25 protein-coding genes are annotated in these 25,339 nt (G+C 59.0%); 14 read left to right on the forward strand and 11 right to left on the reverse strand.

The window, feature by feature from the left end; translation table 11 throughout:
- Window positions 1-30 precede the first annotated feature (30 nt).
- Together JQR87_RS07445 and JQR87_RS07450 are read right to left on the reverse strand one after the other, a co-directional pair.
- Window positions 31-2,064 carry a S9 family peptidase gene (locus tag JQR87_RS07445; protein WP_407291262.1) on the reverse strand — a complete coding sequence of 678 codons (2,034 nt, stop codon included), beginning with the start codon at window positions 2,062-2,064 and terminating at the stop codon, window positions 31-33.
- Window positions 2,065-2,171: 107 nt separating this feature from the next.
- Window positions 2,172-2,486, reverse strand: coding sequence for a hypothetical protein (locus tag JQR87_RS07450; protein ID WP_407291260.1), 315 nt, complete (start codon window positions 2,484-2,486; stop codon window positions 2,172-2,174).
- Window positions 2,487-2,503: 17 nt separating this feature from the next.
- Here JQR87_RS07450 and fadB point away from each other — a divergent pair, with 17 nt between their 5' ends.
- The 5 genes from fadB (at window position 2,504) to JQR87_RS07475 (ending at window position 9,663) form a co-directional block, all read left to right on the forward strand.
- Window positions 2,504-4,651, forward strand: coding sequence for a fatty acid oxidation complex subunit alpha FadB (fadB, locus tag JQR87_RS07455; protein ID WP_407291258.1), 2,148 nt, complete (start codon window positions 2,504-2,506; stop codon window positions 4,649-4,651).
- A gap of 17 nt (window positions 4,652-4,668) precedes the next feature.
- On the forward strand, window positions 4,669-5,844 hold the full coding sequence (gene fadA / locus JQR87_RS07460) for an acetyl-CoA C-acyltransferase FadA (RefSeq protein WP_407291257.1): 1,176 nt from the start codon (window positions 4,669-4,671) through the stop codon (window positions 5,842-5,844).
- A 78-nt stretch (window positions 5,845-5,922) separates the two neighbouring features.
- Window positions 5,923-6,150 (forward strand): DUF1653 domain-containing protein, encoded by a 228-nt coding sequence (locus tag JQR87_RS07465; RefSeq protein ID WP_407297788.1) that lies wholly within the window; start codon window positions 5,923-5,925, stop codon window positions 6,148-6,150.
- Window positions 6,151-6,460: 310 nt separating this feature from the next.
- On the forward strand, window positions 6,461-9,073 hold the full coding sequence (topA, locus tag JQR87_RS07470; protein WP_407291255.1) for a type I DNA topoisomerase: 2,613 nt from the start codon (window positions 6,461-6,463) through the stop codon (window positions 9,071-9,073).
- A 71-nt stretch (window positions 9,074-9,144) separates the two neighbouring features.
- Complete coding sequence (locus tag JQR87_RS07475; RefSeq protein ID WP_407291253.1) at window positions 9,145-9,663, forward strand: DUF6586 family protein; 519 nt, start codon at window positions 9,145-9,147, stop codon at window positions 9,661-9,663.
- A gap of 35 nt (window positions 9,664-9,698) precedes the next feature.
- Here JQR87_RS07475 and JQR87_RS07480 read toward each other — a convergent pair whose 3' ends face one another.
- Window positions 9,699-10,538 carry a DMT family transporter gene (locus tag JQR87_RS07480; RefSeq protein ID WP_407291251.1) on the reverse strand — a complete coding sequence of 280 codons (840 nt, stop codon included), beginning with the start codon at window positions 10,536-10,538 and terminating at the stop codon, window positions 9,699-9,701.
- 175 nt (window positions 10,539-10,713) lie between these two features.
- On the opposite strand from JQR87_RS07480, the gene JQR87_RS07485 reads away from it, so the two are divergent.
- Window positions 10,714-10,953 carry a hypothetical protein gene (locus JQR87_RS07485; RefSeq protein WP_407291249.1) on the forward strand — a complete coding sequence of 80 codons (240 nt, stop codon included), beginning with the start codon at window positions 10,714-10,716 and terminating at the stop codon, window positions 10,951-10,953.
- Between the two features lie 52 nt (window positions 10,954-11,005).
- Here the strand turns inward: JQR87_RS07485 and sulA are convergent, their stop codons facing one another.
- Together sulA and lexA are read right to left on the reverse strand one after the other, a co-directional pair.
- Complete coding sequence (gene sulA, locus JQR87_RS07490; protein WP_407297786.1) at window positions 11,006-11,485, reverse strand: SOS-induced cell division inhibitor SulA; 480 nt, start codon at window positions 11,483-11,485, stop codon at window positions 11,006-11,008.
- Between the two features lie 188 nt (window positions 11,486-11,673).
- Window positions 11,674-12,282, reverse strand: a complete 609-nt coding sequence (gene lexA, locus JQR87_RS07495; protein WP_407291248.1) for a transcriptional repressor LexA — start codon at window positions 12,280-12,282, stop codon at window positions 11,674-11,676.
- Between the two features lie 194 nt (window positions 12,283-12,476).
- Between lexA and JQR87_RS07500 the strand changes: the two genes are divergently transcribed.
- From JQR87_RS07500 to JQR87_RS07535, 8 genes are all read left to right on the forward strand, one after another.
- Window positions 12,477-13,184, forward strand: a complete 708-nt coding sequence (locus JQR87_RS07500; protein ID WP_407291246.1) for a TetR/AcrR family transcriptional regulator — start codon at window positions 12,477-12,479, stop codon at window positions 13,182-13,184.
- 39 nt (window positions 13,185-13,223) lie between these two features.
- The gene (locus JQR87_RS07505) at window positions 13,224-13,748 is read left to right on the forward strand and encodes a L,D-transpeptidase family protein (RefSeq protein ID WP_407291244.1); all 525 of its coding nucleotides are present in this window, start codon (window positions 13,224-13,226) and stop codon (window positions 13,746-13,748) included.
- Between the two features lie 9 nt (window positions 13,749-13,757).
- Complete coding sequence (gene nagZ, locus JQR87_RS07510; RefSeq protein ID WP_407291242.1) at window positions 13,758-14,756, forward strand: beta-N-acetylhexosaminidase; 999 nt, start codon at window positions 13,758-13,760, stop codon at window positions 14,754-14,756.
- Between the two features lie 13 nt (window positions 14,757-14,769).
- A complete protein-coding gene (locus JQR87_RS07515) occupies window positions 14,770-15,507 on the forward strand; it encodes an S-methyl-5'-thioinosine phosphorylase (protein WP_407291240.1) in 738 nt (245 codons plus the stop codon).
- Window positions 15,508-15,685: 178 nt separating this feature from the next.
- Window positions 15,686-16,183, forward strand: coding sequence for an LEA type 2 family protein (locus JQR87_RS07520; RefSeq protein WP_407291238.1), 498 nt, complete (start codon window positions 15,686-15,688; stop codon window positions 16,181-16,183).
- A gap of 8 nt (window positions 16,184-16,191) precedes the next feature.
- Complete coding sequence (locus JQR87_RS07525) at window positions 16,192-16,389, forward strand: SEC-C metal-binding domain-containing protein (protein ID WP_102834641.1); 198 nt, start codon at window positions 16,192-16,194, stop codon at window positions 16,387-16,389.
- 7 nt (window positions 16,390-16,396) lie between these two features.
- Entirely contained in the window at window positions 16,397-16,858 is a 462-nt protein-coding gene (locus JQR87_RS07530; protein ID WP_407291236.1) for a DUF2489 domain-containing protein, read from the forward strand.
- A 61-nt stretch (window positions 16,859-16,919) separates the two neighbouring features.
- Window positions 16,920-19,457 carry a penicillin acylase family protein gene (locus tag JQR87_RS07535; RefSeq protein WP_407291234.1) on the forward strand — a complete coding sequence of 846 codons (2,538 nt, stop codon included), beginning with the start codon at window positions 16,920-16,922 and terminating at the stop codon, window positions 19,455-19,457.
- A 40-nt stretch (window positions 19,458-19,497) separates the two neighbouring features.
- On the opposite strand, the gene JQR87_RS07540 is transcribed toward JQR87_RS07535, so the two are convergent.
- The 6 genes from JQR87_RS07540 to JQR87_RS07565 all read right to left on the reverse strand — a co-directional run bounded on the left by JQR87_RS07540 (window position 19,498) and on the right by JQR87_RS07565 (window position 25,300).
- Window positions 19,498-20,097, reverse strand: a complete 600-nt coding sequence (locus tag JQR87_RS07540; RefSeq protein ID WP_407291232.1) for a DJ-1/PfpI family protein — start codon at window positions 20,095-20,097, stop codon at window positions 19,498-19,500.
- A gap of 87 nt (window positions 20,098-20,184) precedes the next feature.
- Entirely contained in the window at window positions 20,185-20,883 is a 699-nt protein-coding gene (gene tsaA, locus JQR87_RS07545) for a tRNA (N6-threonylcarbamoyladenosine(37)-N6)-methyltransferase TrmO (RefSeq protein WP_407291230.1), read from the reverse strand.
- 172 nt (window positions 20,884-21,055) lie between these two features.
- Window positions 21,056-22,027, reverse strand: coding sequence for a 2-oxoglutarate and iron-dependent oxygenase domain-containing protein (locus tag JQR87_RS07550; RefSeq protein ID WP_407291227.1), 972 nt, complete (start codon window positions 22,025-22,027; stop codon window positions 21,056-21,058).
- A gap of 151 nt (window positions 22,028-22,178) precedes the next feature.
- Complete coding sequence (locus tag JQR87_RS07555; RefSeq protein WP_407291226.1) at window positions 22,179-23,270, reverse strand: BMP family ABC transporter substrate-binding protein; 1,092 nt, start codon at window positions 23,268-23,270, stop codon at window positions 22,179-22,181.
- Between the two features lie 270 nt (window positions 23,271-23,540).
- Window positions 23,541-24,221 (reverse strand): SDR family oxidoreductase, encoded by a 681-nt coding sequence (locus JQR87_RS07560; RefSeq protein ID WP_407291224.1) that lies wholly within the window; start codon window positions 24,219-24,221, stop codon window positions 23,541-23,543.
- 152 nt (window positions 24,222-24,373) lie between these two features.
- Window positions 24,374-25,300 carry an ABC transporter permease gene (locus JQR87_RS07565; RefSeq protein ID WP_407291223.1) on the reverse strand — a complete coding sequence of 309 codons (927 nt, stop codon included), beginning with the start codon at window positions 25,298-25,300 and terminating at the stop codon, window positions 24,374-24,376.
- Window positions 25,301-25,339 lie beyond the last annotated feature (39 nt).

Raw genomic sequence — 25,339 nt, forward strand, 5'->3', positions numbered from 1 at the left:
GCGACTGGCCAAGCCGTAGGGTGGGCGCCTTTAGCGCGACGCCATACCGAAGACCTTAAGCACGAACGCGTATTCCAGTGCCACGTCCTTCAGCGCCTGATAACGGCCGCTCATGCCGCCGTGTCCGGCGCCGAACTCGGTTTTGAGTAACAACAAATTGTCGTTGGTCTTGTGGGCGCGCAGTTTGGCGACCCACTTGGCAGCCTCCCAATACTGCACGCGGCTGTCGTTGTAGCCGGCAACGGCGAGAATCGCCGGGTAGGGTTGGTTGCGCACGTTTTCATAAGGCGCATAGGCCTTGATGCGGGCATGCACCTCAGGCTGGTTCGGGTCGCCCCATTCGTCGTACTCGGTGACCGTCAGTGGCAGGTCAGCGTTGAGCATGGTGTTTAACACGTCGACGAAGGGCACCTCCGCAATCGCCGCACCGAACAGCTCGGGCCGAAGATTGAGCACTGCGCCGATCAGCAAGCCACCAGCGCTACCGCCGCTGATGGCGAGTCGAGCAGACTCCGTGTAACCGTCGGCAATGAGCTTTTCAGCACAGGCGATGAAATCGCTAAAAGTGTTGGGCTTGTGCTCCAGCTTGCCCGCGCGGTACCAAGCCTCGCCAAGATCCCCGCCGCCGCGTACATGGGCGATGGCAAAGATGAATCCTCGATCAAGCAGTGAGAGGCGGGCATGGGAGAACCAAGGGTCCAAACTGTGGCCGTAGGCGCCGTAACCATAGAGGTACAGGGGAGCAGATTTACCGAAGTGCTCGCGACGGCCAACCAGGCTGATCGGCACCTGGGTGCCATCCTTTGCAGTTGCCCAGATTCTTCTGCTTTCGTACGCTTCGGCGTCGAACGGCCCTTCGACTGGTGTCTCCTTCAAGACGTTTTGCTCGCCATCGGCCAGGTTCAGCTGCCGAATCTGAGCGGGGCGGTTCAGTGCTTCATAGCGCAAGCGGATGACAGGGCTATCAAACTCAAGCGTGTTCTGCACATGCAGGCTGTACGCCGCGTCCGGTAGTTGCAACCGATAAGCGTCGCCATTGCGCGGACGTACCTCAATGATTGGTAGCCCGGCCTCACGCAGACTCAGCGTTACTCCGGCTGCATTCAAACTGACATCCTCAAGCATTACCGAATCGCGGTGGCCGACCAGTTCCTGCCAGTGCTCACGTTGCGGGCTGCTTTCAGGTGCGTGATACAGGGCGAAATTGATACCCGCCTGGTTGCTGCGAATCATCCAGCGCCATCGGCCGTCGAGTAAACCGTGGTCAGGGAAGTATTCATGTGCTTCCTGGCGCGGCGCGAGGCAACTCCATTGGCCCTCTGGCTCATCTGCCGGTAGCACCCAGGCTTCGCTGGTGGTCTTGCTGTTCGAAAGGATGACCAGTTGGCGCTCCGAGCTGGTGCGATAGCAGTGGACGAAATAGCGCCCGTCCGGGTCGTGATAGACCTCGCTGCACTCAGCTTCGCCCAAGCGGTGGCGGAAGATCTTGTGTGGACGGTGCGTGTCGTCGAGCTCGCCGAAAAAGAGCGTCTGGTTATCGTTGGCCCACGTCATGCTGCCGTCGCAATCTTCAAACGGCAGGGCGGTCACCTGGCCTGTCGTCAGATCCTTCACGAACAGCCGATAGATTTCATCGCCTTGGGTGTCGAGGCTGTAGGCCAGTTTGCTGTGATCCTGGCTGACAGTGAATGCCCCCACCGACAGGAAGCCACCGGCTGCCAGCTCGTTAGGATCCAGCAGGAGCTGCTCGTTGCTTTCGTCAACATTGAACGACGCGTCGGCTGATCGCGGGCACCGGTAGTGGCGAGGGTATTCGTCACCGGCCGTGGTGCGCTGGTAGTAGAGCCAGGGCCCCCAAGGGGAGGGCAACGACAGGTCCGTTTCGCGGATACGTCCCTTGATTTCCTGGAACAGTTTTTCACGCAGCTCGGCCTGATCCGCCAACTCGCTTTCGAGGTAGGCGTTCTCCGCCTTCAGATAATCGAGTACATCGGGCGCGTCACGTTTTTCCAGCCAACTGTAAGGGTCTGAACCTTGGGCGACGCGGGCAATCGGGGCGGACATGCATGACTCCTGGGGCGCGGCTACGAGCTGGCGCGGTAAACAGAATTGGCAGGCGCCGAGTGTACTAGGTGCCTCGCCAGTTTGTGACGATGGCGAGCGGCCGGGGTTCATTGACTGTCGTAACGCGCGATCACCTGCGTGAATGAAGGGCGATAGCGATTGCCAGCTGCAGGTTTGCTGCTCTTGGCTAGGCTTACCTGTCTGATCGTGGGTAAGGTCCTGTTTGGCGATCCGGTGAGCTGATTGACAATGGATCGCTTTTGAAAGAAGGTGTGCTCACCCAAATCAAACGGGCGTATGAATCGAGCGTTTGCCACGCAAATGCCGTCAGCCCGGTTTATCGTGTCGGTGGGTGTCGTTTCACTGGTAACAGTGACGGTCTTCGGGCCGATGACGTGCGACGCGTAACGTTCAGCTTCCATACCGTGGAGATCAGTTGATGATTTACGAAGGTAAAGCCATCACGGTTAAGGCTCTTGAGAGCGGCATTGTCGAATTGAATTTCGACCTCAAGGGTGAGTCCGTCAACAAATTCAATCGCCTCACCCTCAACGACCTGCGCCAGGCCGTAGATGCCATCAAGGCCGACGCTTCGGTCAAGGGTGTCATCGTGACCAGCGGTAAAGATGTGTTTATCGTCGGTGCCGACATCACCGAGTTTGTCGACAACTTCAAGCTGTCCGACGAGGAGCTGGTAGCTGGCAATCTTGAAGCGAACAAAATCTTTAGCGATTTCGAAGACCTGGGCGTTCCGACCGTTGCTGCCATCAATGGCATCGCACTGGGTGGCGGTTTCGAGATGTGCATGGCTGCCGACTATCGCGTTATGTCCACCGTAGCCAAGGTCGGCCTGCCGGAAGTCAAGCTGGGTATCTATCCGGGCTTTGGCGGCACCGTTCGCCTGCCGCGCCTGATCGGTGTGGATAACGCCGTTGAGTGGATTGCGTCCGGTAAGGAAAACCGCGCCGAGGATGCACTTAAGGTTCGCGCCGTAGACGCGGTAGTCGCTCCCGAGCAACTGCAAGCCGCCGCGCTGGATCTGATCAAGCGCGCCATCTCCGGGGAATTGGACTACAAGGCCAAGCGCCAACCGAAGCTGGACAAGCTCAAGCTCAACGCCATTGAGCAAATGATGGCCTTCGAAACCTCTAAGGGCTTCGTTGCAGGTCAGGCGGGCCCGAATTACCCGGCCCCGGTCGAAGCGATCAAGACCATCCAGAAAGCCGCTAACTTCGGCCGCGAAAAGGCGATCGAAGTCGAGGCTGCTGGCTTCGTCAAACTGGCCAAGACCTCTGTCGCACAGAGCCTGGTCGGTCTGTTCCTCAGCGATCAAGAGCTGAAGAAAAAGGCCAAGGCCTACGACAAGCAAGCCCGCGACGTGAAACTGGCTGCTGTGCTCGGTGCCGGCATCATGGGCGGTGGTATCGCCTACCAGTCGGCTGTCAAGGGCACGCCGATCCTGATGAAGGATATCCGCGAAGAGGGTATCCAGATGGGCCTGAACGAGGCCTCCAAGCTGCTCGGCAAGCGTGTCGAGAAAGGTCGTCTGACTCCGGCTAAGATGGCCGAAGCGCTCAATGCCATTCGTCCGACCATGTCCTACGGCGACTTCGGCCATGTCGACATCGTTGTCGAAGCCGTTGTCGAAAACCCGAAGATCAAACAGTCGGTACTGGCCGAAGTGGAAGGTTTGGTTCGCGAAGATGCGATCATCGCGTCTAACACCTCGACCATTTCCATCAGCCTGCTGGCTCAGGCGCTCAAGCGTCCTGAAAACTTCTGCGGTATGCACTTCTTCAACCCGGTGCACATGATGCCGCTGGTGGAAGTCATTCGTGGCGAGAAGACCAGCGAAACCGCGATTGCCACCACCGTCGCTTACGCCAAGAAGATGGGTAAGAGCCCGGTAGTGGTCAATGATTGCCCGGGCTTCCTGGTTAACCGCGTGCTGTTCCCTTACTTTGGCGGTTTCGCCCGCGCCATTGCCCACGGCGTCGATTTCACCCGCGCCGACAAGGTGATGGAGAAGTTCGGCTGGCCGATGGGCCCGGCCTACCTGATGGACGTGGTCGGCATGGACACTGGTCATCATGGTCGTGACGTGATGGCCGAAGGCTTCCCCGACCGCATGAAAGACGATACCCGTACGGCCGTCGACGTGATGTATGACGCCAACCGCCTCGGCCAAAAGAACGGCAAGGGCTTCTATGCCTACGAGATGGACAAGAAGGGCAAGCCAAAGAAGGTTGTCGATCCTCAGTCCTACGAGCTGCTCAAGCCGATCGTCAGCGAAACCCGCGAGCTGTCGGACGAGGACATCATCAACTACATGATGATCCCGCTGTGCCTGGAAACCGTTCGCTGCCTCGAAGACAAGATCGTCGAAACCGCTGCCGAGGCCGATATGGGCCTGATCTACGGCATTGGCTTCCCACCCTTCCGTGGGGGTGCGCTGCGCTACATCGATTCGATCGGTGTCGCCGAGTTCGTGGCATTGGCCGACAAGTACGCCGACCTGGGCCCGCTGTATCACCCGACTGCGAAGCTGCGCGAGATGGCTGCCAACGGCCAGAGCTTCTACGGTTAATTGAGGAATAAAGAGATATGAGCCTTAATCCGAGAGACGTCGTCATTGTCGACTTCGGCCGTACCCCAATGGGTCGTTCCAAGGGCGGCATGCACCGCAACACCCGCGCCGAGACCATGTCCGCGCACCTGATCGATGGCTTGTTGGCGCGCAACCCCAAGGTCGACCCGGCCGAAGTCGAAGATGTGATCTGGGGTTGCGTCAACCAGACCCTGGAGCAGGGCTGGAACGTCGCCCGTATGGCCTCGCTGCTGACCCGCATCCCGCACACCAGTGCTGCCCAGACCGTCAGCCGGCTGTGCGGCTCCTCCATGAGCGCGCTGCATACTGCTGCCCAGGCGATCATGACCGGCAACGGTGATGTCTTCGTAGTCGGTGGTGTCGAGCACATGGGGCACGTCGGCATGATGCACGGCGTCGATCCGAACCCGCAGCTGTCGCTGTACGCCGCGAAGGCGTCCGGCATGATGGGCCTGACGGCTGAAATGCTGGGCAAGATGCATGGCATCACCCGTGAGCAGCAGGATGCATTCGGTGAGCGTTCGCACCGTCTTGCGCACAAAGCGACCGTCGATGGCCTGTTCAAGGATGAAATCATCCCGATGGAAGGCTACGACGAGAACGGCTTCCTCAAGGTCTTCGACTACGACGAAACCATTCGCCCGGAAACCACCTTGGAAAGTCTGGCGGCGCTCAAGCCTGCATTCAACCCGAAGGGCGGCACCGTTACGGCGGGTACGTCTTCGCAGATCACTGACGGTGCTTCCTGCATGATCGTCATGTCGGCACAACGTGCTCAGGATCTGGGCATCCAGCCGATGGCCGTTATTCGCTCCATGGCACTTGCTGGCGTCGATCCAGCCATCATGGGTTATGGTCCTGTGCCTGCTACCCAAAAAGCGCTCAAGCGTGCCGGTCTGACGATGGATGATATTGACTACGTCGAGCTCAACGAAGCCTTCGCCGCTCAGGCATTGCCGGTACTGAAGGACCTCAAGCTCCTCGACAAGATGGAACAGAAGGTCAACCTTCATGGCGGCGCGATTGCTCTGGGTCATCCATTCGGTTGCTCTGGAGCGCGTATCTCCGGCACTCTGTTGAATGTCATGAAGCAGAACGGCGGCACCCTGGGCGTGTCGACCATGTGCATCGGCCTGGGTCAAGGTATCACCACGGTGTTCGAACGCGTCTAAGCTGTTGGTGGACAGGGAACCGGGGCCATGCGCCCCGGTTTTTCATTTCTGATGGGTGGTTCGTTGGAGGTAAACGAAATGCTGGTCACGCCAGGGCGTTATCGTCATTACAAGGGACCGGAGTACCGGGTTTATGCCGTTGCGCGGCATTCGGAAACCGAAGAGCAGGTTGTGTTTTATCAGGCGCTCTACGGCGATTTCGGGCTCTGGGTACGTCCGCTTTCGATGTTTACCGAAACGGTCGAGGTCGAGGGTGAAACACTACCGCGATTTGCCCTGATCGAAGCCGAAACGAGTCGTTTTTGAGGGCGCTTCGGGCAGCTTGGCTTAACCCTTGCGCTTGACCTCAGCTCCATCGCCACTATATATAGCGGTGCTTTTCGGACAGAGTGAAGGTAACTCTCTCGGTCCGAGGCATTAAAAAAACCGCCGGGCAGCTCGGCTGCCAAAGGATTTTTGGCGGGTTTGAAGGATTCACGGAGCACAGGCAGGCTCCCGATGCAGCTCAGGATCTGTGTTGCTTCGCTTCTCAACGGCGGTCCGGCGTCACTTGACGTTTTCCCTGCCGACTATTTTTACTCTCAGTTCACCTCTCGATTCAGGAACTCTCCTCTCCATGGGTAAATCGCTGGTCATCGTGGAATCACCGGCCAAGGCCAAGACAATCAACAAGTATTTGGGCAACCAGTACGTGGTGAAGTCGAGTATCGGCCACATCCGCGACCTTCCCACCAGCGGTTCGGGTGCCCGCGAACCGGCCAATCGCGGCAAGGCTGCTGCAGCCGAGGCGCCTGCGCTTTCGCCCAAGGAGAAGGCCAAGCGCCAGTTGTTTACCCGTATGGGCGTCGATCCGGAACACGGTTGGAAGGCCAAGTACGAGATCCTTCCTGGCAAGGAAAAGGTCATCGAGGAGCTTCGCAAACTGGCCAAGGAGGCCGACACCATCTACCTCGCAACCGACTTGGATAGAGAAGGGGAGGCGATCGCCTGGCACCTGCGCGAGTCTATCGGGGGCGATGACAGTCGTTACAAGCGCGTAGTGTTCAACGAGATCACCAAGAAGGCGATCCAAGACGCGTTCTCCAAACCAGGCGACCTCGACATCAATCGCGTGAATGCACAGCAGGCGCGGCGTTTCCTGGATCGTGTCGTGGGTTACATGGTTTCGCCGTTGCTCTGGTCGAAGATTGCCCGCGGGCTTTCGGCTGGGCGTGTTCAGTCGGTTGCCGTGAAGCTGGTGGTCGAGCGTGAACGGGAAATCCGAGCCTTCGTCCCGGAAGAGTATTGGGAACTGCACGCAGACCTCAGCACAGCCGGGAATTCCAAAGTCCGCTTCGAAGTCGCACGCGAAAATGGCGAAGCCTTCAAGCCGCTCAACGAAGCGCACGCGATGGCGGCGCTCGAAAAGCTCAAGGAAGCCAGCTACAGCGTTACCAAGCGTGAGGACAAGCCGACCAGCAGCAAGCCGTCCGCACCGTTTATCACCTCGACTCTGCAACAGGCGGCGAGCAACCGTCTGGGATTCGGTGTGAAGAAAACCATGATGATGGCGCAGCGTCTCTACGAGGCGGGCTATATCACCTACATGCGTACCGACTCGACCAACCTGTCGGCAGACGCGCTGACCATGGTGCGCGGCTTCATCGAGGACGAGTTTGGCAGCAAGTATCTCCCGGAAAAGCCCAACTTCTATTCCAGCAAGGAAGGCGCTCAGGAAGCGCACGAGGCGATTCGCCCGTCTGATGTCAATCTGCGCCCAGCCCAACTTGCCGGCATGGAACGCGACGCCGAGCGCCTCTATGACCTGATCTGGCGCCAGTTCGTTGCATGTCAGATGCCGCCGGCTCAATACCTTTCAACCAGCGTCACCGTGACCGCTGGCGATTATGAGTTGCGTGCCAAGGGCCGAATCCTCAAGTTTGACGGTTACACCAAAGTCATGCCGCAGCAGAGCAAGAGCGGTGAAGACGACGTACTGCCGGATATGAACAAGGGTGACGGGATGAAGCTAATCAAGCTCGACCCCAGCCAGCACTTCACCAAGCCGCCGGCGCGTTACTCCGAAGCAAGCCTGGTCAAGGAAATGGAAAAGCGCGGTATCGGTCGTCCTTCGACCTATGCGGCGATTATTTCGACGATCCAGGACCGTGGCTATGTGTCTCTGCAAAACCGTCGTTTCTACTCCGAGAAGATGGGCGACATCGTCACTGAGCGCCTCTCGGAGAGCTTCAACAATCTGATGGACTATGGTTTCACCGCCGGGATGGAAGAGAATCTCGACGATGTTGCCCAGGGTGAGCGCGAGTGGAAGCACGTACTTGACGAGTTTTACGGTGACTTCAAGAAGAAGCTGGAGGTTGCCGAAGCCAGCGATAACGGAATGCGTGCCAACCAGCCAACCCTGACCGATATTCCGTGCAAGGTGTGTGGTCGGCCGATGATGATTCGTACGGCCTCGACCGGCGTGTTCCTGGGGTGCTCGGGATACAGCCTGCCACCCAAAGAGCGTTGTAAGTCCACCGTCAACCTGATTCCGGGCGACGAGATTGCCGCGGACGATGAGGGTGAGTCCGAATCCCGCGTACTGCTTGGTAAGCACCGCTGCCCGATCTGCAGCACGGCGATGGATGCCTACCTGCTCGATGAAACGCACAAGTTGCATATCTGCGGCAACAATCCTGACTGCACCGGCTACGAGATCGAAGAGGGACAGTACCGTATCAAGGGCTACGAAGGCCCAAGTCTCGAATGCGACAAATGCGGCAGCGAGATGCAGTTGAAGACAGGCCGTTTTGGCAAGTTCTTCCGCTGTACCAATGCCGAATGCAAGAATACGCGCAAGCTGCTTCGCAGCGGTGAGGCTGCGCCGCCGAAGATGGATGCGGTGAAGATGCCGGAGCTCAAGTGCGAGAAGGTGGACGACACTTATGTCTTGCGTGATGGTGCATCTGGATTGTTCCTCGCTGCCAGTCAGTTTCCGAAGAATCGCGAGACGCGCGCCCCATTGGTGCAGGAGCTACTGCCGCACAAGGAAGAGATCGATCCTAAATATCACTTCCTGCTCGACGCACCGAAGAAGGATCCTGAGGGTCGTCCAGCCGTGATCCGCTTCAGTCGAAAGACCAAAGAGCAGTACGTGCAGACCGAGGTCAACGGCAAGCCGACTGGCTGGAAGGCGTTCTTTGATGGAAGCAAATGGAAGGTCGAGGACAAGAGCACCGGTAAATAAGCGGCAGCGTCGGGTTCAGGCTGGCTGCGGCTTGGCCCCGTCGCGTTATCATCTACTGGGAGACTGTCGCCATGGCGCACGAGCTGTACACCCGAACCAACCAGAAAATCTACTTCGCCGGGCTGGCGCTCGAGAATTGGCGACGGGCTGAACAAAAGGGCGCACTGAACGCTCCAGGCCTGATCCAGGCAGAGCGAGAGGCCAGCCTTTTCCATCTGTACGGCGCGCTGTTGGGACTTTGCCATGAGATTGCCGGCTACTACCGCTTGCCGACAGCTGGCGCGCCGCGTGCGGAGCTGTTTCTGGTGCCCACTGCTGAGCGGGCGTCTCCCAGCCCGGAGCTCGCTGAGCTGATTGAGTTGGCCGAACACTCCGAAACCTGGCTGGCACAATTGCTGAAGGCGTATTCATCGCTGTTCGAACCCCCGCGCGCGCCATCTAAGGCCAAAACTGATCCGACCATGCCCCTGATCGAGGCAGTCAGCGTTGATGAACAGCCGCCGTCGCTGTCGCAGGAACAAGTGGAAGCCTGGCGGCGTGAGCTGAAAGCGCTGGCCTTACGTTTCCGTGAATCTCTTACCGAGTGGTAACAGTGACGGCCTGAGGTCCGACATGGTTCGTTGCGTCAGTTCCGATACTTGAATCGCAGGACCAGGGCGATCCCTCCAAGAATGGCAAGGCCGGCGAAGACAACCGCTCCGGTCAGGGGCTCCCCCAGCAGAAGGCTCCCGGCCAATGCGGTAAGCAACGGCACGCTCAATTGAACGCTGGCCGCCTGGATGGCCGCCAGACCAGGCATTGCGGCGTACCAGATGGCGTAGCCGACACCGGACATCAGCCCACCCGATAGCAGCGCGTAGATGACCCCGTTGCTGTCCCATTTCAGCCCGTCCATTACGTGCAGGCATAGCAGTATGGCGAATGGCAGGGTGCGGATGAAATTACCCGCCGTGGAGGCCAGGGGATCGGGCGTTCCCTTTCCTAGTAGCGAATAGGCGCCCCAGGCGCAGCCAGCCAGTAGCATTAACAGCGAGGCAGATACAGGTGGTGCGCTCGTGCCTGGAAGTAAGAGCGCAACCAACCCAGCCCCTGCCAGGAGCATCCCGGCCGTCTGCCCTGGATGCAGGCGTTCACCTTGAATCAAGCCCCAAACGATCATGCTCAATTGTACGGCTCCGAAAAGGAGCAGTGCGCCGGCTCCGGCGTCAAGATGCAGATAGGCGTAGGAAAAAGACGCTGCATAAGCAAAAAGCATGAGCGCGCCATACCAGCTACCCGCCATGGCTGATGGGCCTTTGCGAAGAATCAACAGCAGCCACAGCGTCAGCGCCCCCGCGAGAAGGCGCAGTGCTGTGAAGCTGGCTGGGTCTAGTTGACTGTCTCGTAGTGCGGCCCGGCAAATCAGCGAGTTACCGGCAAAGGCAGTCATCGCCAAGAATGTCAGTAGCAAAGTTCTGGCGGTCATTCTTCGGTCCGATCCAAGGTAGGACGCCATCCTACTGTGCGACCGTGGCAAGGCGCATCTGCTTCGCAGGCAATCAGTCGCGTAGTTTTGGCGTCGCTCGGCAATCAACTAACCCAAAGGCTGCCTGCTTGCCTGGTCGGCTGTTACAATGCGCCGTTTCACGGGGAGCAGACTCATGCCAACGTCTTTTCTGGAAATCGTCGAGCTACCCGACGGCAGCATTGTGCTGCGTCGTGCCGAAGATGAAGGCGTACTGGTGACGCTAGATTTTTCTGATGATGCCAAGGCGTTCTTGCAAGGTCAGCATGTTGAAATTGCCAAGGCCATGTTCAACGTCGGTGTGCAGATGGCTGGGCGCGTGTCGGAAGGTGATCTTGAGCGGGAGGAAGAAGAGGGGCCGCGTGTATTGCATTGAGCCTTGAGGCGTCTGGCTGCGGCTCGGCACGTCCATGTGCCGGTGAGAGAATTCAGCTGACGAGGCGTATGTTCAGGCTTTGTGCGTTGCCCTGTGCTGCCGCCACCTGCAGCTTCAGGCGGCTCGCCTTGTCGAGGCGTGGGAACCAGGTAACTACCGTATGGCTGCAGCCCGATACCAGTGCCTTGCATGCTAGCTCAAGAGCGCTTTGGGTCTTGCGGGCTTGTAGCAAGAGTATCCGGTCTCGATTCAGGCCGGTTTCCCTCAGCCAGTTCTGCGACAGGGAAGCGGGAGGTTCAATCAAAGTAAGCCACCGTATGTCTGCCGCTTCGCTGAGCTCGCGCATCATCGGGGCCAGCAGCATCCTGCAATGATCACTGCTGCCGCTGAAGGTCATCTCGCTTAAGCAATCAATGCCAGCCTGCGTGGCTCGTTCGACTTCTTCAAATGGAGTCAGGCGATGAGCAACCAGCCCATCAAACAAGGAAAGCTGCGGTGGTTTGGCCGCGGTGGGATGGTGATGGTACTGCATGAACCTCTCCTTAGCAGGCCTATGGTTACGTACCTGCTTCGCCATTACTTCGTTTAACCGTTAAACGCCTGTGAAAACCGTTTATTCAGAAATTCGTATCGAAGTTAGGGCTAGCTTCCCAGTGTTTCGACTTGATACGCTTTGCCTCAAGCGGGCCTTGGGCTTAGCTCGCTTGGGTAGCAGGTTGTTTATCGGCGGATAACGCCGACACTCAAGCCTTCGATAACCAGTTCCTGCTGCTCAAGGTCGATCTCAATTGGGGCAAACTCGGGGTTCTCGGCTAGGAGCCAGACCTTGTCACCTTCACGCTTGAAGCGTTTGACCGTCACTTCATCATCGATCCGAGCGACTACGACCTGGCCATTGCGCGCCTCGCGTGTGGTATGAACAGCAAGCAAGTCGCCATCGAAAATGCCGATGTCACGCATACTCATGCCTCGTACACGTAGCAAATAATCGGCTTTCGGGTGGAAAAAGGCTGGGTTGATCTGGCACGACTCCTCCACGTGCTGCTGAGCCAGGATTGGTGCCCCGGCAGCCACTCGCCCGATTACCGGTAACCCGGTTTCTTCTGCAGCAGGCTCAAAGCCGGGAACCCGTATCCCGCGGGACGCTCCGGGCGTCATCTCGATAGCGCCTTTGCGTGCCAACGCCTTGAGGTGTTCCTCCGCGGCGTTGGGCGATTTAAAACCCAGTTCCTGAGCGATCTCGGCACGTGTCGGCGGATAGCCGTTGTCTTCAAGGCAGCGCTTGATGAACCCGAGGATTTCCGACTGTCGTGGGGTCAGCTTGATCATGGAGGGTCTCTGTTCTTATATACAGTGACTGGGATTATATACAGTGTCAGAGGGTTGGCAATCGTTGTTTGGTTGTGGGTCTAGAGGCCTTGATGCAAGCTTGCAAGGTCGTGGTCGAATCACGACGTTATCTTTATTGACTTGAGGTAGTTTGAAACGTAAGTTTCAAACAGTTGTTCGTCGGGGGAGAAGGCATGGCGCAGTCCGAAACAGTCGAGCGTATTCTTGATGCAGCGGAGCAACTGTTCGCTGAGAAGGGGTTCGCCGAGACGTCGCTGCGTCTGATTACCAGCAAGGCGGGCGTCAATCTGGCTGCGGTGAATTATCACTTCGGCTCAAAAAAAGCCCTCATCCAGGCGGTTTTCTCGCGTTTTCTCGGTCCATTTTGCGCGAGTCTCGAACGTGAGCTGGATAGGCGTGAGGCTCAGTCGGACCGGAAGGAGAGCCTCGAAGAGCTTTTGGAAATTCTCGTCGAGCAGGCGCTGGCAGTGACGCCCCGCAGCGGGGACGATCTGTCCATCTTCATGCGTCTGCTGGGACTTTCCTTCAGTCAGAGCCAGGGGCATCTACGTCGATATCTCGAGGACATGTACGGCAAGGTGTTCCGCCGTTATATGCATCGGGTGCATGAAGCCGCACCGTCAATCCCTCCAATCGAGCTGTTCTGGCGAGTGCATTTCATGCTTGGTGCTGCGGCTTTCAGCATGTCGGGAATCAAGGCGCTGCGGGCTATCGCAGAGAACGATTTCGGTGCCAGGACCTCAATCGAGCAGGTCATGCGCATGATGGTCCCGTTTCTCGCAGCGGGTATGCGTGCCGATTCCGGCGTAGCTGATCCAGGCCTGGCGCAGGCCCATCCCATTGCTCGACGTAACGCAATAGCGATGCCCGCCAAGGGCTAACGTGCATGCTCAGGTAGCGATCAGCTAAGCTAGTCGCCCATGACTGACCTCGATTTCCTCCATATCTCGATCGCTGACCAGCTACTGTACGGGTTTGCTGATTCGTGCCTGCGCCTCCGTATACCGGTTTCCACCGCACGTAATGGTGCAGGTGAGCGTAACGGTTCCGGCTGTACGCCTCGTGGCCTACATAGGGTGCGCGCCCGCATTGGTGATGGGCTGCCTTCCGGTGCCGTACTGCGCGGCCGGCGCTGGACCGGGGAAGTGTGGGGCGCTGAGTTGCATGACCAGTTTCCGGGGCGCGACTGGATTCTGACCCGCATTCTCTGGCTAAGTGGTTGCGAGCCGGGCTACAACCGCATGGGATCTGTTGACACCTTCCGCCGCTACATCTATTTGCATGGCACGCCTGATACCGAGCCTATGGGCATACCGCTCTCCCACGGCTGCATAAGGTTGCGCAATGCAGACCTGCTTGAACTATTCCCCCGTGTGCCAGCTGGTTGTGCCGTATACATCGGCGAAGCGGCATGCCCGGATTGGTCGAGCGCAATGCTGAACTAAGGATTAAACATGCAAGGCTCATTGATGCTGGACATTGCCGGCACCTGGCTCACCGCCGAGGACCGACAAATATTACGCCAGCCAGAAGTAGGTGGGCTGATCCTCTTTGCCCGAAATATCGAAAGCCCCAGTCAGGTTCAGGAGCTTTGTCGTGCCATCCGTGCGGTGCGCCCTGAGCTGTTATTAGCTGTCGATCAGGAAGGCGGGCGCGTTCAGCGACTGCGGCGTGATTTTGTGCGGTTGCCGGCGATGCGCGAGTTTGCATCTCATGCGAATGCAGTGAGTTTGGCCGAAACCTGCGGCTGGGTAATGGCGACCGAAGTGGCTGCCGTGGGTCTGGATTTCAGCTTCGCACCCGTATTGGATTTGGATTATCAGCGCAGCGCTGTGGTGGGCTCACGAGCATTCGAAGGTGATCCGGAACGTGCCAGCGAACTGGCTGGTGCGTTCATCAAGGGTATGCACCGTGCCGGGATGGCCGCCACTGGCAAACATTTCCCCGGTCATGGCTGGGCTGAGGCTGATTCTCATGTTGCCATTCCAGTCGACGAGCGTGGGTTGGACGAGCTTCGCGCACGCGATTTGGTACCGTTCCGTCAGCTGGCGGGAGAGCTTGATGCGGTGATGCCTGCGCATGTGATTTATCCGCGGGTTGATGATCGGCCCGCCGGGTTTTCCCCGCGCTGGCTGCAGGAAATCCTGAGAAAGGAGCTTGGCTTCCGTGGCTTGATTTTCAGTGACGATCTGTCGATGGCGGGTGCGCATGTGGCCGGTGATGCCGCGAGCCGAATTGAAGCAGCGTTGTCAGCAGGCTGCGACATGGGGCTGGTCTGCAATGACAGAGGCGCTGCGGAGCTGGCGCTCTCGGCGTTGCAGCGCCTGGGGGCGCAGCCGTCAGCTGCGCTAGCGGCAATGCGCAGCCGGGCTTCTGGCTCACTGGAGTACAAGCAGGATCCGCGTTGGCGTGCTTCCATCGCCATGCTTAAAGCGGCCGAGCTGATCGTTTGACCAAGGAAAACTGATGACTGTCCACGCCATTATCGGCGGCACTGGCCTAACCGAATTGCCTGGTTTTACGTTGCTTGAAGCGGTGCCCATGGACACGCCGTATGGCTCGCCTTCGGCCGACATACTCCGAGGCAGATATGCGGGGCGTGAGGTACTGTTCCTGGCCCGGCATGGACATCCGCATCGTATCCCGCCTCATCAGGTCAACTATCGCGCCAACCTCTGGGCGCTGCGGCGCGTCGGCGCACAGGCGATCATTGCAGTGAACGCGGTCGGCGGCATCCATGCGGCAATGGGTGCCGGTCACCTGTGCGTACCGCATCAGTTGATCGATTACACCTATGGCCGGGAGCAGACCTTTTTCGAAGGCGATATCGAGCATGTTACGCATGTCGATTTCAGTCATCCTTATGACGAGGGCCTGCGCCAAAGACTGATTGCCGGCCTCGCAGCCGAGGGTTACCTGTTCAGCAGTCACGCCGTTTACGGGTGCACACAGGGCCCGCGCCTGGAGACTGCCGCAGAAATCGCCAGGATGGAACGAGATGGTTGCGATATCGTCGGGATGACCGGTATGCCCGAAGCTGTGCTTGCCCGCGAGCTCGAACTCCCGTATGCCTGCCTTGCGCTCGTAGTCAACCCAGCCGCAGGTAAGTCAACCGGGATAATTACCATGGCGGAAATCGAGGCTGCGCTGGCAGAAGGGGTCGGCAAGATGCGCAGGGTGTTGGGTCGCGCACTGGCAGGGTGAGTCTATGGATCTTCCCACGATGCGAGCCAGTAACGAGGCGATCGAAAGCTTGGACGCATCGAGCCGTCAATAGTCGAAGCGGTAGCAAAGTCGTAGCGCATTGCTGCTAATTTCGGCAAACAACCCATTGCGGGCAATTCGCTGCTTGCTACACTTGGTCGTCCTTTGGAGTACCGGAATGCTTTGCTACGCACCCATAAAAAGAATATCCGCAATGGTGGTGGTGTTGAGCCTGTTGTCCGGTCTCACAGGCTGTTCAACGTGGTTCAGTAGCGACTTTCAGGACCCCCGCGTCCAACTCAAGAACGTCGAGATCATCAAAGCCAGGCTTCTTGAACAGCAATTCATGCTGCGCTTCCGTATTGATAATCCCAACGAGCAGAGCCTGCCGGTCCGTGGCCTGGTGTACACCGTCCACCTCAACGATGTTGAGCTGGCCAGCGGTGAGTCCAGCGGCTGGGCAACCGTCCCGGCGCACGGCTTCGAGTATTACGAGGTGCCGATCCATACCAATCTCTGGCGCCACATGAAATATGTCGTTCGTTTGCTCGAGAAGCCGGACCGGCCGATCGCCTATCGTCTGGATGGTGAGTTGAAAACCGGTCTAATGCTCGGGCGGCGCGTGCACATCTCAACCAATGGCGAGATAATCCCCGGCAACTTTATACCGGAGTAGCAGTACCGATGAACCACGAAACGCATGTGCACGGTCCCGATTGCAATCATGATCACGACCACGCGCACCACGACCACGGTCATGTCCACGGTCCGCATTGCAACCACAGCCACGATCCGGTCCGTAATCCGCTAAAGGATGTTGGCCGGAATGATCCCTGCCCCTGCGGTAGCGAGAAGAAGTTCAAGAAGTGCCACGGAGCCTGAACCGAGCATGACACCCTTCGCCATCCTGTTGCTCATCGCTGGCCTGCTGATTGCGGCTCTGGCGGGATACGCGTTGCACCTATGGCGCAAGGTATGGCGTAGAGAGCAGCAGTTGGCGGAAATGCAAGCGCAGCAACATGCAGCGCTTGCGGCAGATCTACGCGTGCTCGCCGGTAGCCTGCTTGCCGAGCAGGTGCCCCTGATCGAAGGCGCGATCCGGATCAAGGTCCTGTTGGACAACTACGACGCTACGCTGGGTCAGGATCCACGCTGCCAGGTTTTCCAGGTGCTTTTCGAGGAAACAGCTCAGGTTCCGACGCATGATGCCTGGAAAGCGCTGGATCGCTCTGTACGCCGCCAGCATGAAGCTCGCTTCAGTGCGCTCGAACTGCAGCATAAAGCCGAGGCGAGACGCTCCGCCCGCTGGCTGCTCGATGAAGCCTTGCCAAAGAATTACCAAGCCGCTTGAGCGCGACGGCACATCCCATTCTGATTTTTTTCTGTACTGCCCTGCCTGCAAGGAGCCGTTGATGCCACTGCGTCCGCTGTCTTTTCTGGTTCGCCTGTCTCTGGGCGCTGCATTGGTGACCGGGAGCCTTAGTGGCTGCCGCGCCTATCTGGACAGTCGCTACAGCGATAGCCTGCCGCCCGCGGAAGGCGTTCAGGCCATCACGGGTCTCGATAAAAGCGTAAGCATCCGTCGCAATACCTTGGGCATGCCGCTGATCGAAACGGCGAACTTCCATGACGCGCTCTTCGGGCTGGGGTATGTACACGCCACCGATCGCCTGAGTCAGATGGTCAGCATGCGGCTGATGGCCCAAGGGCGCTTGGCTGAAATGGCCGGCCCCGGCGTGCTCGAGGTGGATCGCTTCATGCGGGCTGTGAATCTTCGTAAAAGCGCAGCGGTTCTGTATCAGGAAAGCTCGCCGCGGATGAAGCGTTTCTTCGAGGTGTATGCCAGAGGCGTTAACGCCTACCTGTTCCGCCATCGCGACAAGTTGCCCATGGATCTGGCCGCCGCAGGGTATGTGCCGGAGTACTGGAAGGCCGAAGATTCGGCACTGGTGTTCTGTCTGTTGAACTTCGGCCTGGCGGTCAATCTTCAGGAGGAAATCGCTTCACTGGTCATGGCGCAGAAAGTCGGTGCGGATAAGGTTGCCTGGCTGCTGCCTACTTATCCGGATGAGCCGTTGCCCTTTGAGGAGGCAGAAAAGCTCAAAGGTCTGACACTGAGTGGTGACATCGTTGGGCTTGCAGCGCTTGAGAGGACCGCCGCTCAAGTCGCCTCGCTGAACATGCTGGGCGTCGCCGCTTCGAATAACTGGGCTATTTCCGGCAGCCATACTCGGAGCGGCAAGCCAATCCTTGCCAATGACACGCACCTGCCCCTGTCGATGCCGTCTTATTGGAACTTCGTGCAGATTCGTTCGCCGAAATTTCAGGCCGCGGGCGTGACGATTGCCGGCGTGCCTGCCGTGGTCGCCGGTTTCAACGGCAAGTTGGGCTGGGGCATGACCATGGTCATGGGCGATACCCAGGATCTGTTTCTCGAACAGGTCCGGCGCGAACGCGGCCGCTTGCTGTATCTGGCCGATGGGAAGTGGGTGCCGGCTCGCGAGCGACATGAGACCTTCATTGTAAAGGGCGCACGCCCAGTCCGTGACACGATCTACGAGACCCGCAACGGGCCGCTGCTGAACAGCGTCTTAGGTGAGCGCAAACATCCCTTGCAACCGCTGCGGTTGAGCAGCGGCTACGGACTTGCCCTGAAGACCAACCAGTTCGAGTCAGATCGGACGCTCGACTCGTTTTTCGACCTGACCCGTGCGCAATCGGTGGATCAGGCGTTCGAGGCGACACGTGACATCCGGGCTATCGCGCTGAACATCGTGTTTGCCGATCAGCAGAGCACCGGCTGGCAGGTGACCGGGCGCTATCCCAATCGACGTGAGGGCGTGGGCCTGATCCCATCGCCGGGTTGGGAAGGGCGTTATGACTGGGATGGTTATGCCGATCCGATGTTGCATCCCTATGATCAGGATCCGGTGCAAGGCTGGCTCGGAACTGCCAATCAGCGCACCGTGCCCAAGGGCTATGGCATGCAGTTGTCCAACTCATGGTACTACCCGGAGCGCGCCGAGCGTATTGCCGAACTGCTTGCTGAAGGCAAGCAGGACACACGCAGCGTGATCGCGATGCAGTACGACCAGACGTCGACCTTTACTGCCAAGCTACAGACGATGCTCCAGGCACCAGGCATGGCAGAGCCACTCAAGGCGGCCATCGATGCGCTTGCCGAGCCTGACCAGCGCAGGGCACGGGAAGCGCTTACGGCCGTTCTGCGCTTTGATGGCAAGCTCGCCGCCGATTCTGCAGACGCTGCGCTGTATGAAGCGTTCCTGATGGAGGCGGCGCGTCAGACCTTTCTCGATGAGTTAGGGCCAGATACTTCTCCCGCGTGGAAGGCGTTGGTCGAGACCGCGAACGCTTCCTATTCTGCACAAGCCGACCATCTTCTCGGTCGCGACGACAGCCCGTTCTGGAATGACATCAGCACGCCGGGCAAGGAAGACAAGCCAGCAATTCTGGCGCGCTCGCTTGCGGCGTCGGTCAGCCGCATGGAGTCCGCCCTGGGCACTGACCGAAGCGGATGGCAATGGGGAAAGCTGCACACATACACCTGGAAGTCGGGCACCACGCAACTGGCACCCTACATGTCGACCAGCCAGCGTGCCGGAATCGGTGCGATCGGCGGGTATCTGGATCGGGGCCCGGTCGCGGCCGGTGGCGATCACAGCACCCTGAACGTATCGGCCTACCGTTGGGGCGACAACTTCGATACCTGGCTGATACCTGCAATGCGGATCATCGTCGACTTCGGCCGCGATGAACCCATGATCGGACTGAATAGCACCGGTCAGTCCGGGAATCCGGCCAGCCCCCACTATGCCGATGGCATCGAAGCCTGGCTGGAAGGCAATTACATGAGCTTCCCATTCAAACCCGAAAATCTGGACAAGGTTTATGGCACCCGCAGGTTACTGCTAACGCCGGCGCCAAAATAACGAGCTGACCCGTGCCTGATAGCGTTGGCGCAGTTTACGGTCAGCCGTTCTTGCGCCAATCGAAATCCATCTGCCGCGCGGTGGCTTCGGCCAGCTCGCGGCCCGCGATTCGCTCGACCAGATGCAGGCTCATGTCGATGCCGGCAGAAATGCCTGCCGAGGTCACGTAGCGTCCAGTGTCCACCCAGCGGCAGCCTTCGACCACATTCAGCAGTGGAAACATCGCTTTCAGCTCGCTGATATCTTCCCAGTGCGTGGTCACCCTGTGCGCGTATAGCACGTTGGCCTTCGCCAGCAGGAAGGAGCCCGTGCAGACCGAGGCGGTAAGGCCGGCCTGAGCAGCGGTTTTCTCAATCCATCGCACCACATCTGGGTTGTCCAGTTCCGCTGTGACTATGCCGCCTGGAACGATAAACAGGTCGATGGCCGGGTGATTGGCAAAGTTGAAATTGGGTTGCACGACCAGTCCGGCCCTGGCGCGAACCAAGCCTTTGCGCGCAGCGATCGTTGCGGTCGAGAAGGGGGGTGGCTGACCGTCCCGCAATGCCAGCCGCGTCGCGGTCGTGAACACCTCGTAAGGCCCCGTAAAATCAAGGACCTCGACGTCTGGATAAATGTAGATACCGACGAACGTGGGCATAACGGTCACTTCGCTGGGAGATTGGTTCGTATACCACTACGTGGCCACCCAACTGCTGGCCAGGCTATGCAGGGAGTACAGGCCAGCCTAGCCGGGTGTTCGTGCCACTTCCAACACGGTAATGGTCGACGGGTCGGGGTAGTGCCAACGTACCTCGACATCCCAAAGCCGCGTGCCGTAGCGACGCTCCGGTGCAGGCGTCTGGTAGGCCGGTCGAGGGTCCTGCGACAGGCATTGCTCGATCAGCGCTTGCAGCGGCTCGCCCAGTCTAGACGCTTCATCGCGCGCCTGTTGCAGGCTGGTCTCGGTCCAGCAGACTGAGATGAGACCCGGCGCATCCTCCGCCAAACCGTTGCGCGCATCTTGGATCACGTCGGCGTAGGGGACATAGGGCTTGATGTCTAGTACAGGCGTCCCATCGAGCAGGTCGATCCCCGACAGATACAGGCGGCCCGGCTCGATTCGTTCGAGCTTCACCACTGACTGCCCGATGCCATTGGGCCTATGCGTCGCGCGTGTCGCGAAAACGCCCACCATTCGATTACCCCCCAGGCGCGGCGGGCGTACCCGCAGGCGAGGTTCGGCTTCCATCGCCTGATGAAAAAGAAACAGGAGCCACACATGGCTCACGTGCTCCAGCCCCTGCAGCGCATGGGCCTGGTCGAACGGTGCGACCAGTTCCAGTACGCCGCGTGCAGCCGGTGCCAGTTGCGGTTGGCGTGGAATGGCGAATTTCTCCTTGAAACAGGAGTGGACGAAGCCGATGGGAGATACGGAGAAGGACATGGCGATCATTCAAGCCCAGACGGCACCATCTTACCCGTTGCGGTCTCGGTACGCGCCTATGCATCCGATCGAGAGAGTAGCTGTCGGAAGGCGCCACACCGGCCGCCTGTCTGACTTCCATAGCGACTTCGCTACTCACGCCCTACACCGGGACTGCGCAAACCGGATGTGCTCAACCCGCCGCGACTGAAGGATCTCGCCGGTAGGCATAGGTCTCAGCGAAGCGGGAAAGCATATAGGCGCTGCAGGTTGTGTCCGGATATTTGGGGGGATTGTCCCGGCCCTGACAGCCGGGCAGGCAGCTGATCAGCGTGTCGGGATTCGGCTCGGCAAAGAAGGGCATCGAATATCGATCGATGCCCATCGGGCTGATCACCCGGTGCGGCGTGGACTTGTACCGATCATTGCTCCAGCGCGCCATCATGTCGCCTATGTTGACGACGAACGTTCCCTCGATCGGCGGTGCATCGATCCATTCTCCGCTGACGTTCTGCACCTGCAAGCCGCCAGCCTGATCCTGGTAGAGCAGGGTAATGCAGCCATAGTCGGTATGCGCCCCGGCGCCCTGCTGCTCGGGTGAGGTGGCGGTCTGGCGCGGCGGGTAGTGAATCATTCGGAAAACGCTTATCGGCTCGATGAAGCGCTTGTCAAAAAAGTCCGGTTCGACCCCAAGGGCGTCGGCCACGGCACGCAGCAGTGTACAGGCCAGCGCGTGCATGTCTTGATAGTGCTGCTCGAACAGAGGGCGCCAGCCGTCGATGTCGGGATGGCGGTTGGGCCCACGCAGCGGCTTGCCTGCCACAACGTCCGGATGATCACAGGGCATATGGAAACCCATGTCAAAGGTTTCCTTCAGATCGCTCGGCTTCGCAGGATCCAGTTGTTCGGTCGCTATAGCGCCGTACCCACGGTGATGGATGGTCTGGGTGATGTCGATCAGCAGTTTTTGCTCGATTGGCAGACGAAAGAACTGCTCGGCGGCGACCTTGAGTTGAGCGATACGCTCAGCATTGATCGGGTGATTGCGGATATAGAAGAAGCCCCAGTCACGGCACGCCGTGTCGATCTGTCGAGCCACCTCCTGCCTGCCGTCTTGTTCTGCGGCGTAGAGCGGCGCGATGTCGATGATGGGGAGTGTATTCATGGGTGACTCCAAGGAATGAACGCTGCGGTCTTCTCGTACCTGCAGCCGTAAGGGCACTGCCCCTTGCCCGCGGTTCTCCGGGAGGAGGGACGGCATGGCAAATTCCGATTGCCGCGCCAGTGCGGCGCGGCTGATTCAATGACCTGTTGTGTTATTTCGGCAGCTCGGCGGTGATGCCGTTTACGTAGTAGTCCATTGATGCCAGGTCAGCGTTGCTGGCGGTAGCGCCTTCAGCGATGCGCACGGTGCCGGACTGATCCTTGATCGGGCCGGTGAACGGATGAAACGCTCCGCTACGGATATTGGCGATGATCTGTTCCGCCTCGGATTTCACCTCCGCCGGCACCAGGTCGCTGATCGGCAGGCTGATGGTTTCCTCGGCCAGACCGCCCCAGAAATCCTGCGGCTTCCAACTACCATCGATGACCGCTTTTGCTGACTTGCTGTAGTGCGGGCCCCAGTCATTAACGATGGACGTCAGCACCGCTTTAGGTCCGAAATGAGCCATGTCGGACGCGTAACCTACCGAGTAGACGCCCCGACGCTCGGCTGCCTGAATCGGTGCCGGGCTGTCGGTGTGCTGAAAGACCACATCCACGCCCTGGTCGATCAATGCGTTGGCGGCGTCGGCTTCCTTGCCCGGATCGAACCAGGAATTCACCCACACCACCTTGATCTCTGTGCCGGGGTTGTATTTGTCCAGCGCCAGCTGGATGGCGTTGATGTCGCGGATGACCTCAGGAATCGGGAACGAAGCGATGTAGCCGATCTTCTTGCTCTTGGTCATCTTGGCGGCCAGGAAGCCGCCGACGTAACGGCCTTCATAAGAACGCGACAGGTAAGTACCCAGGTTCTTGGCCTGCTTATAGCCGGTGGCGTGTTCGAAGGTCACCTTGGGAAACTGCTTGGCGACCTTGAGTGTCGGGTTCATGTAGCCGAAAGAGGTGGTGAAGATCAGGTCATAGCCACCTTTGGCCATGTTGCGGATCACCCGTTCGGCGTCAGCGCCTTCGGCGACGTTCTCCACGAAGGTCGTTTTGACCTGATCACCGAGCTCCTTTTCCAAGTACTGGCGACCCATTTCGTGCTGGTAGGTCCAGCCGTGGTCACCAATCGGGCCTACATAAACAAAGCCTACCTTTAGCGGGTCAGCCGAAAAGGCTGCGCCGGATGTAAGGGCGGTAGTAAAGCCGATGGCGACGGCGAGGCCGCGCAGCAAGGCGCTCCGTGGTTTTTTCTGCATGTGAATGACGCTCCTGTGTGTCATGACGCTAAGGCCGTAGCGGCTGCCAGTCAGATTGCAAAAAGCTGACCAGATGGACAGATCGCCGTGTTGTCGGCTTGCGCATGCCATGAAGCGCCACTAAGCGATCGGAGCCGGAACGTTAGTGGTGCGTCATTCAATTGAGCTGCCCCAGGGCAGGGCAGTGATTATTCAGAAGCGACTTGTCTGCGCTGATGCAGCAGCGCAGACCCAGTCCCGATGCAGGTGACGTTGATCACACCTATCCGCTTACCAGGGCAACGGCTCCCCTCGGTAGTCGAGATATTGGTGACCGCCGCGCCCCAGCGCACGGGTTACTTGAATGACCATGCCACGCACACTGGTCTCGACATCCAGCGGCGCCTGGTCACCGCCCATGTCGGTCTTGACCCAGCCTGGGTGCATGGAAAGCACCGTAAGTTCAGTCTCGCCCAGCTCGGATACGAAGGTACGGGTCAAATGGTTCAGCGCGGCCTTGCTTGCACCGTAGAGCGACATGCCCATCCCAGGACCGGTTTCGACGCTGCCAAGGATCGAACTCATGAAGACGATGACGCCCTGCTCGTTGTCCACAAGAGGCTGGAGCCGTTCGGCGAGTCGCACTGGCGCAACGGCATTGGTATAGAACAACTGACCGACTTCAGTTTCACTTGCCTGCGACGCTGACTTGCTCTGTGGGCCGGCGACACCGGCGTTGATGAACAATACGTCCAGATTAGTGTTGCCAAGGCGATCGGCCAACGCATCTACGCTCGCCGCATCGGCCATGTCGAGCGTTTCGACACGTACTTTGGGGATTTCGGCGAGCGCGTCGGCCTGCTGCGGATTGCGTACCGTGGCGATAACTTGCCAGCCTTCGTTGGAAAATTGCTTGGCCAGGCCCAGCCCGAGGCCGCGCGATGCACCGACGATGAGTACGGTTTTGTCCATTGGAAGTCCTCTGTTGCGAAGCGGTGGGCCAGAGGATAGCGTGACGAGATCGATATTGGGATTCGCAACGGTGAGATTCACAATGGTGCAGGGTGCGCCCGGCTGACTGTTTCGAGGCCTGTCTCCAGCTCACCGGGCAGTTGTGCAAGTGCTCAATGCCCAGCCTTCCACGGCTGTCCCAGCGACACTGGCGCGTAAAGACGTGTGCGGATCGCATCGCGCGACAGCAGGACCAATACCAAGATGGTCGCCACATAGGGAAGCATTGCCAGCAGATTGCCAGGAATCGACCAGCCGATCCCTTGCGCGACCAGATGCAGGATGCTGGCAAGGCCGAAGAGGTAGGCGCCAAGCAGCACGCGACCTACTCGCCAACTGGCGAAGACGACCAGCGCGAGAGCGATCCAGCCGCGGCCCGCCGTCATGTTCTCGGCCCACATAGGGGTATAGGCGAGCGACAGATAGCCGCCCGCCAAGCCGGCCATGGCACCACCGAACAGCACGGCCATCGCCCGAACCCGCATTACCGGAAGTCCCATGGCGCTTGCCGCGTTGGGGTTCTCGCCGACTGCTTGAATGACCAGCCCAACACGGCTTTTCAGCAGTACCCAGGCCACCAGGGCGAACAGTGCGAACGACAAATAAACGAGCAGGTCCTGCGCAAACAGCATCCGCCCGATCAGCGGGATATCGCTCAGCAGCGGAATGGCGACCGGCTCGAAACCAGCCAGAGGCTTTCCGACCCATCCCGCGCCGATGAATGAGGACAGGCCGACACCAAAGATGGTCAGGGCCAGCCCGGTGGCCACCTGATTGGCGTTAAAGCCCAGCGCCACTAGCGCGAACAGCTGCGAAAGCAGCATGCCCCCGAGACAGGCGAACACCACGCCAAGCCAGAGGCTGCCGGTGGCGAAGGCGGCAATGAATCCGGCCACTGCGCCAAACAACATCATGCCTTCCTGACCGAGATTCAGAACGCCGGACTTCTCGCAGACGAGCTCGCCAAGCGCCACCAGCAGCAGCGGCGTGCCAGTCCGGATCATCGCGTAAAAGATGTTTGTAAGTAGATCGATATCCATCAAATCAGCCCTCGAGCTGCAAGCGGCACATCATGAGAA

Source organism: Stutzerimonas stutzeri (assembly GCF_051028275.1).
GTDB classification, from domain to species: domain Bacteria; phylum Pseudomonadota; class Gammaproteobacteria; order Pseudomonadales; family Pseudomonadaceae; genus Stutzerimonas; species Stutzerimonas stutzeri_AS.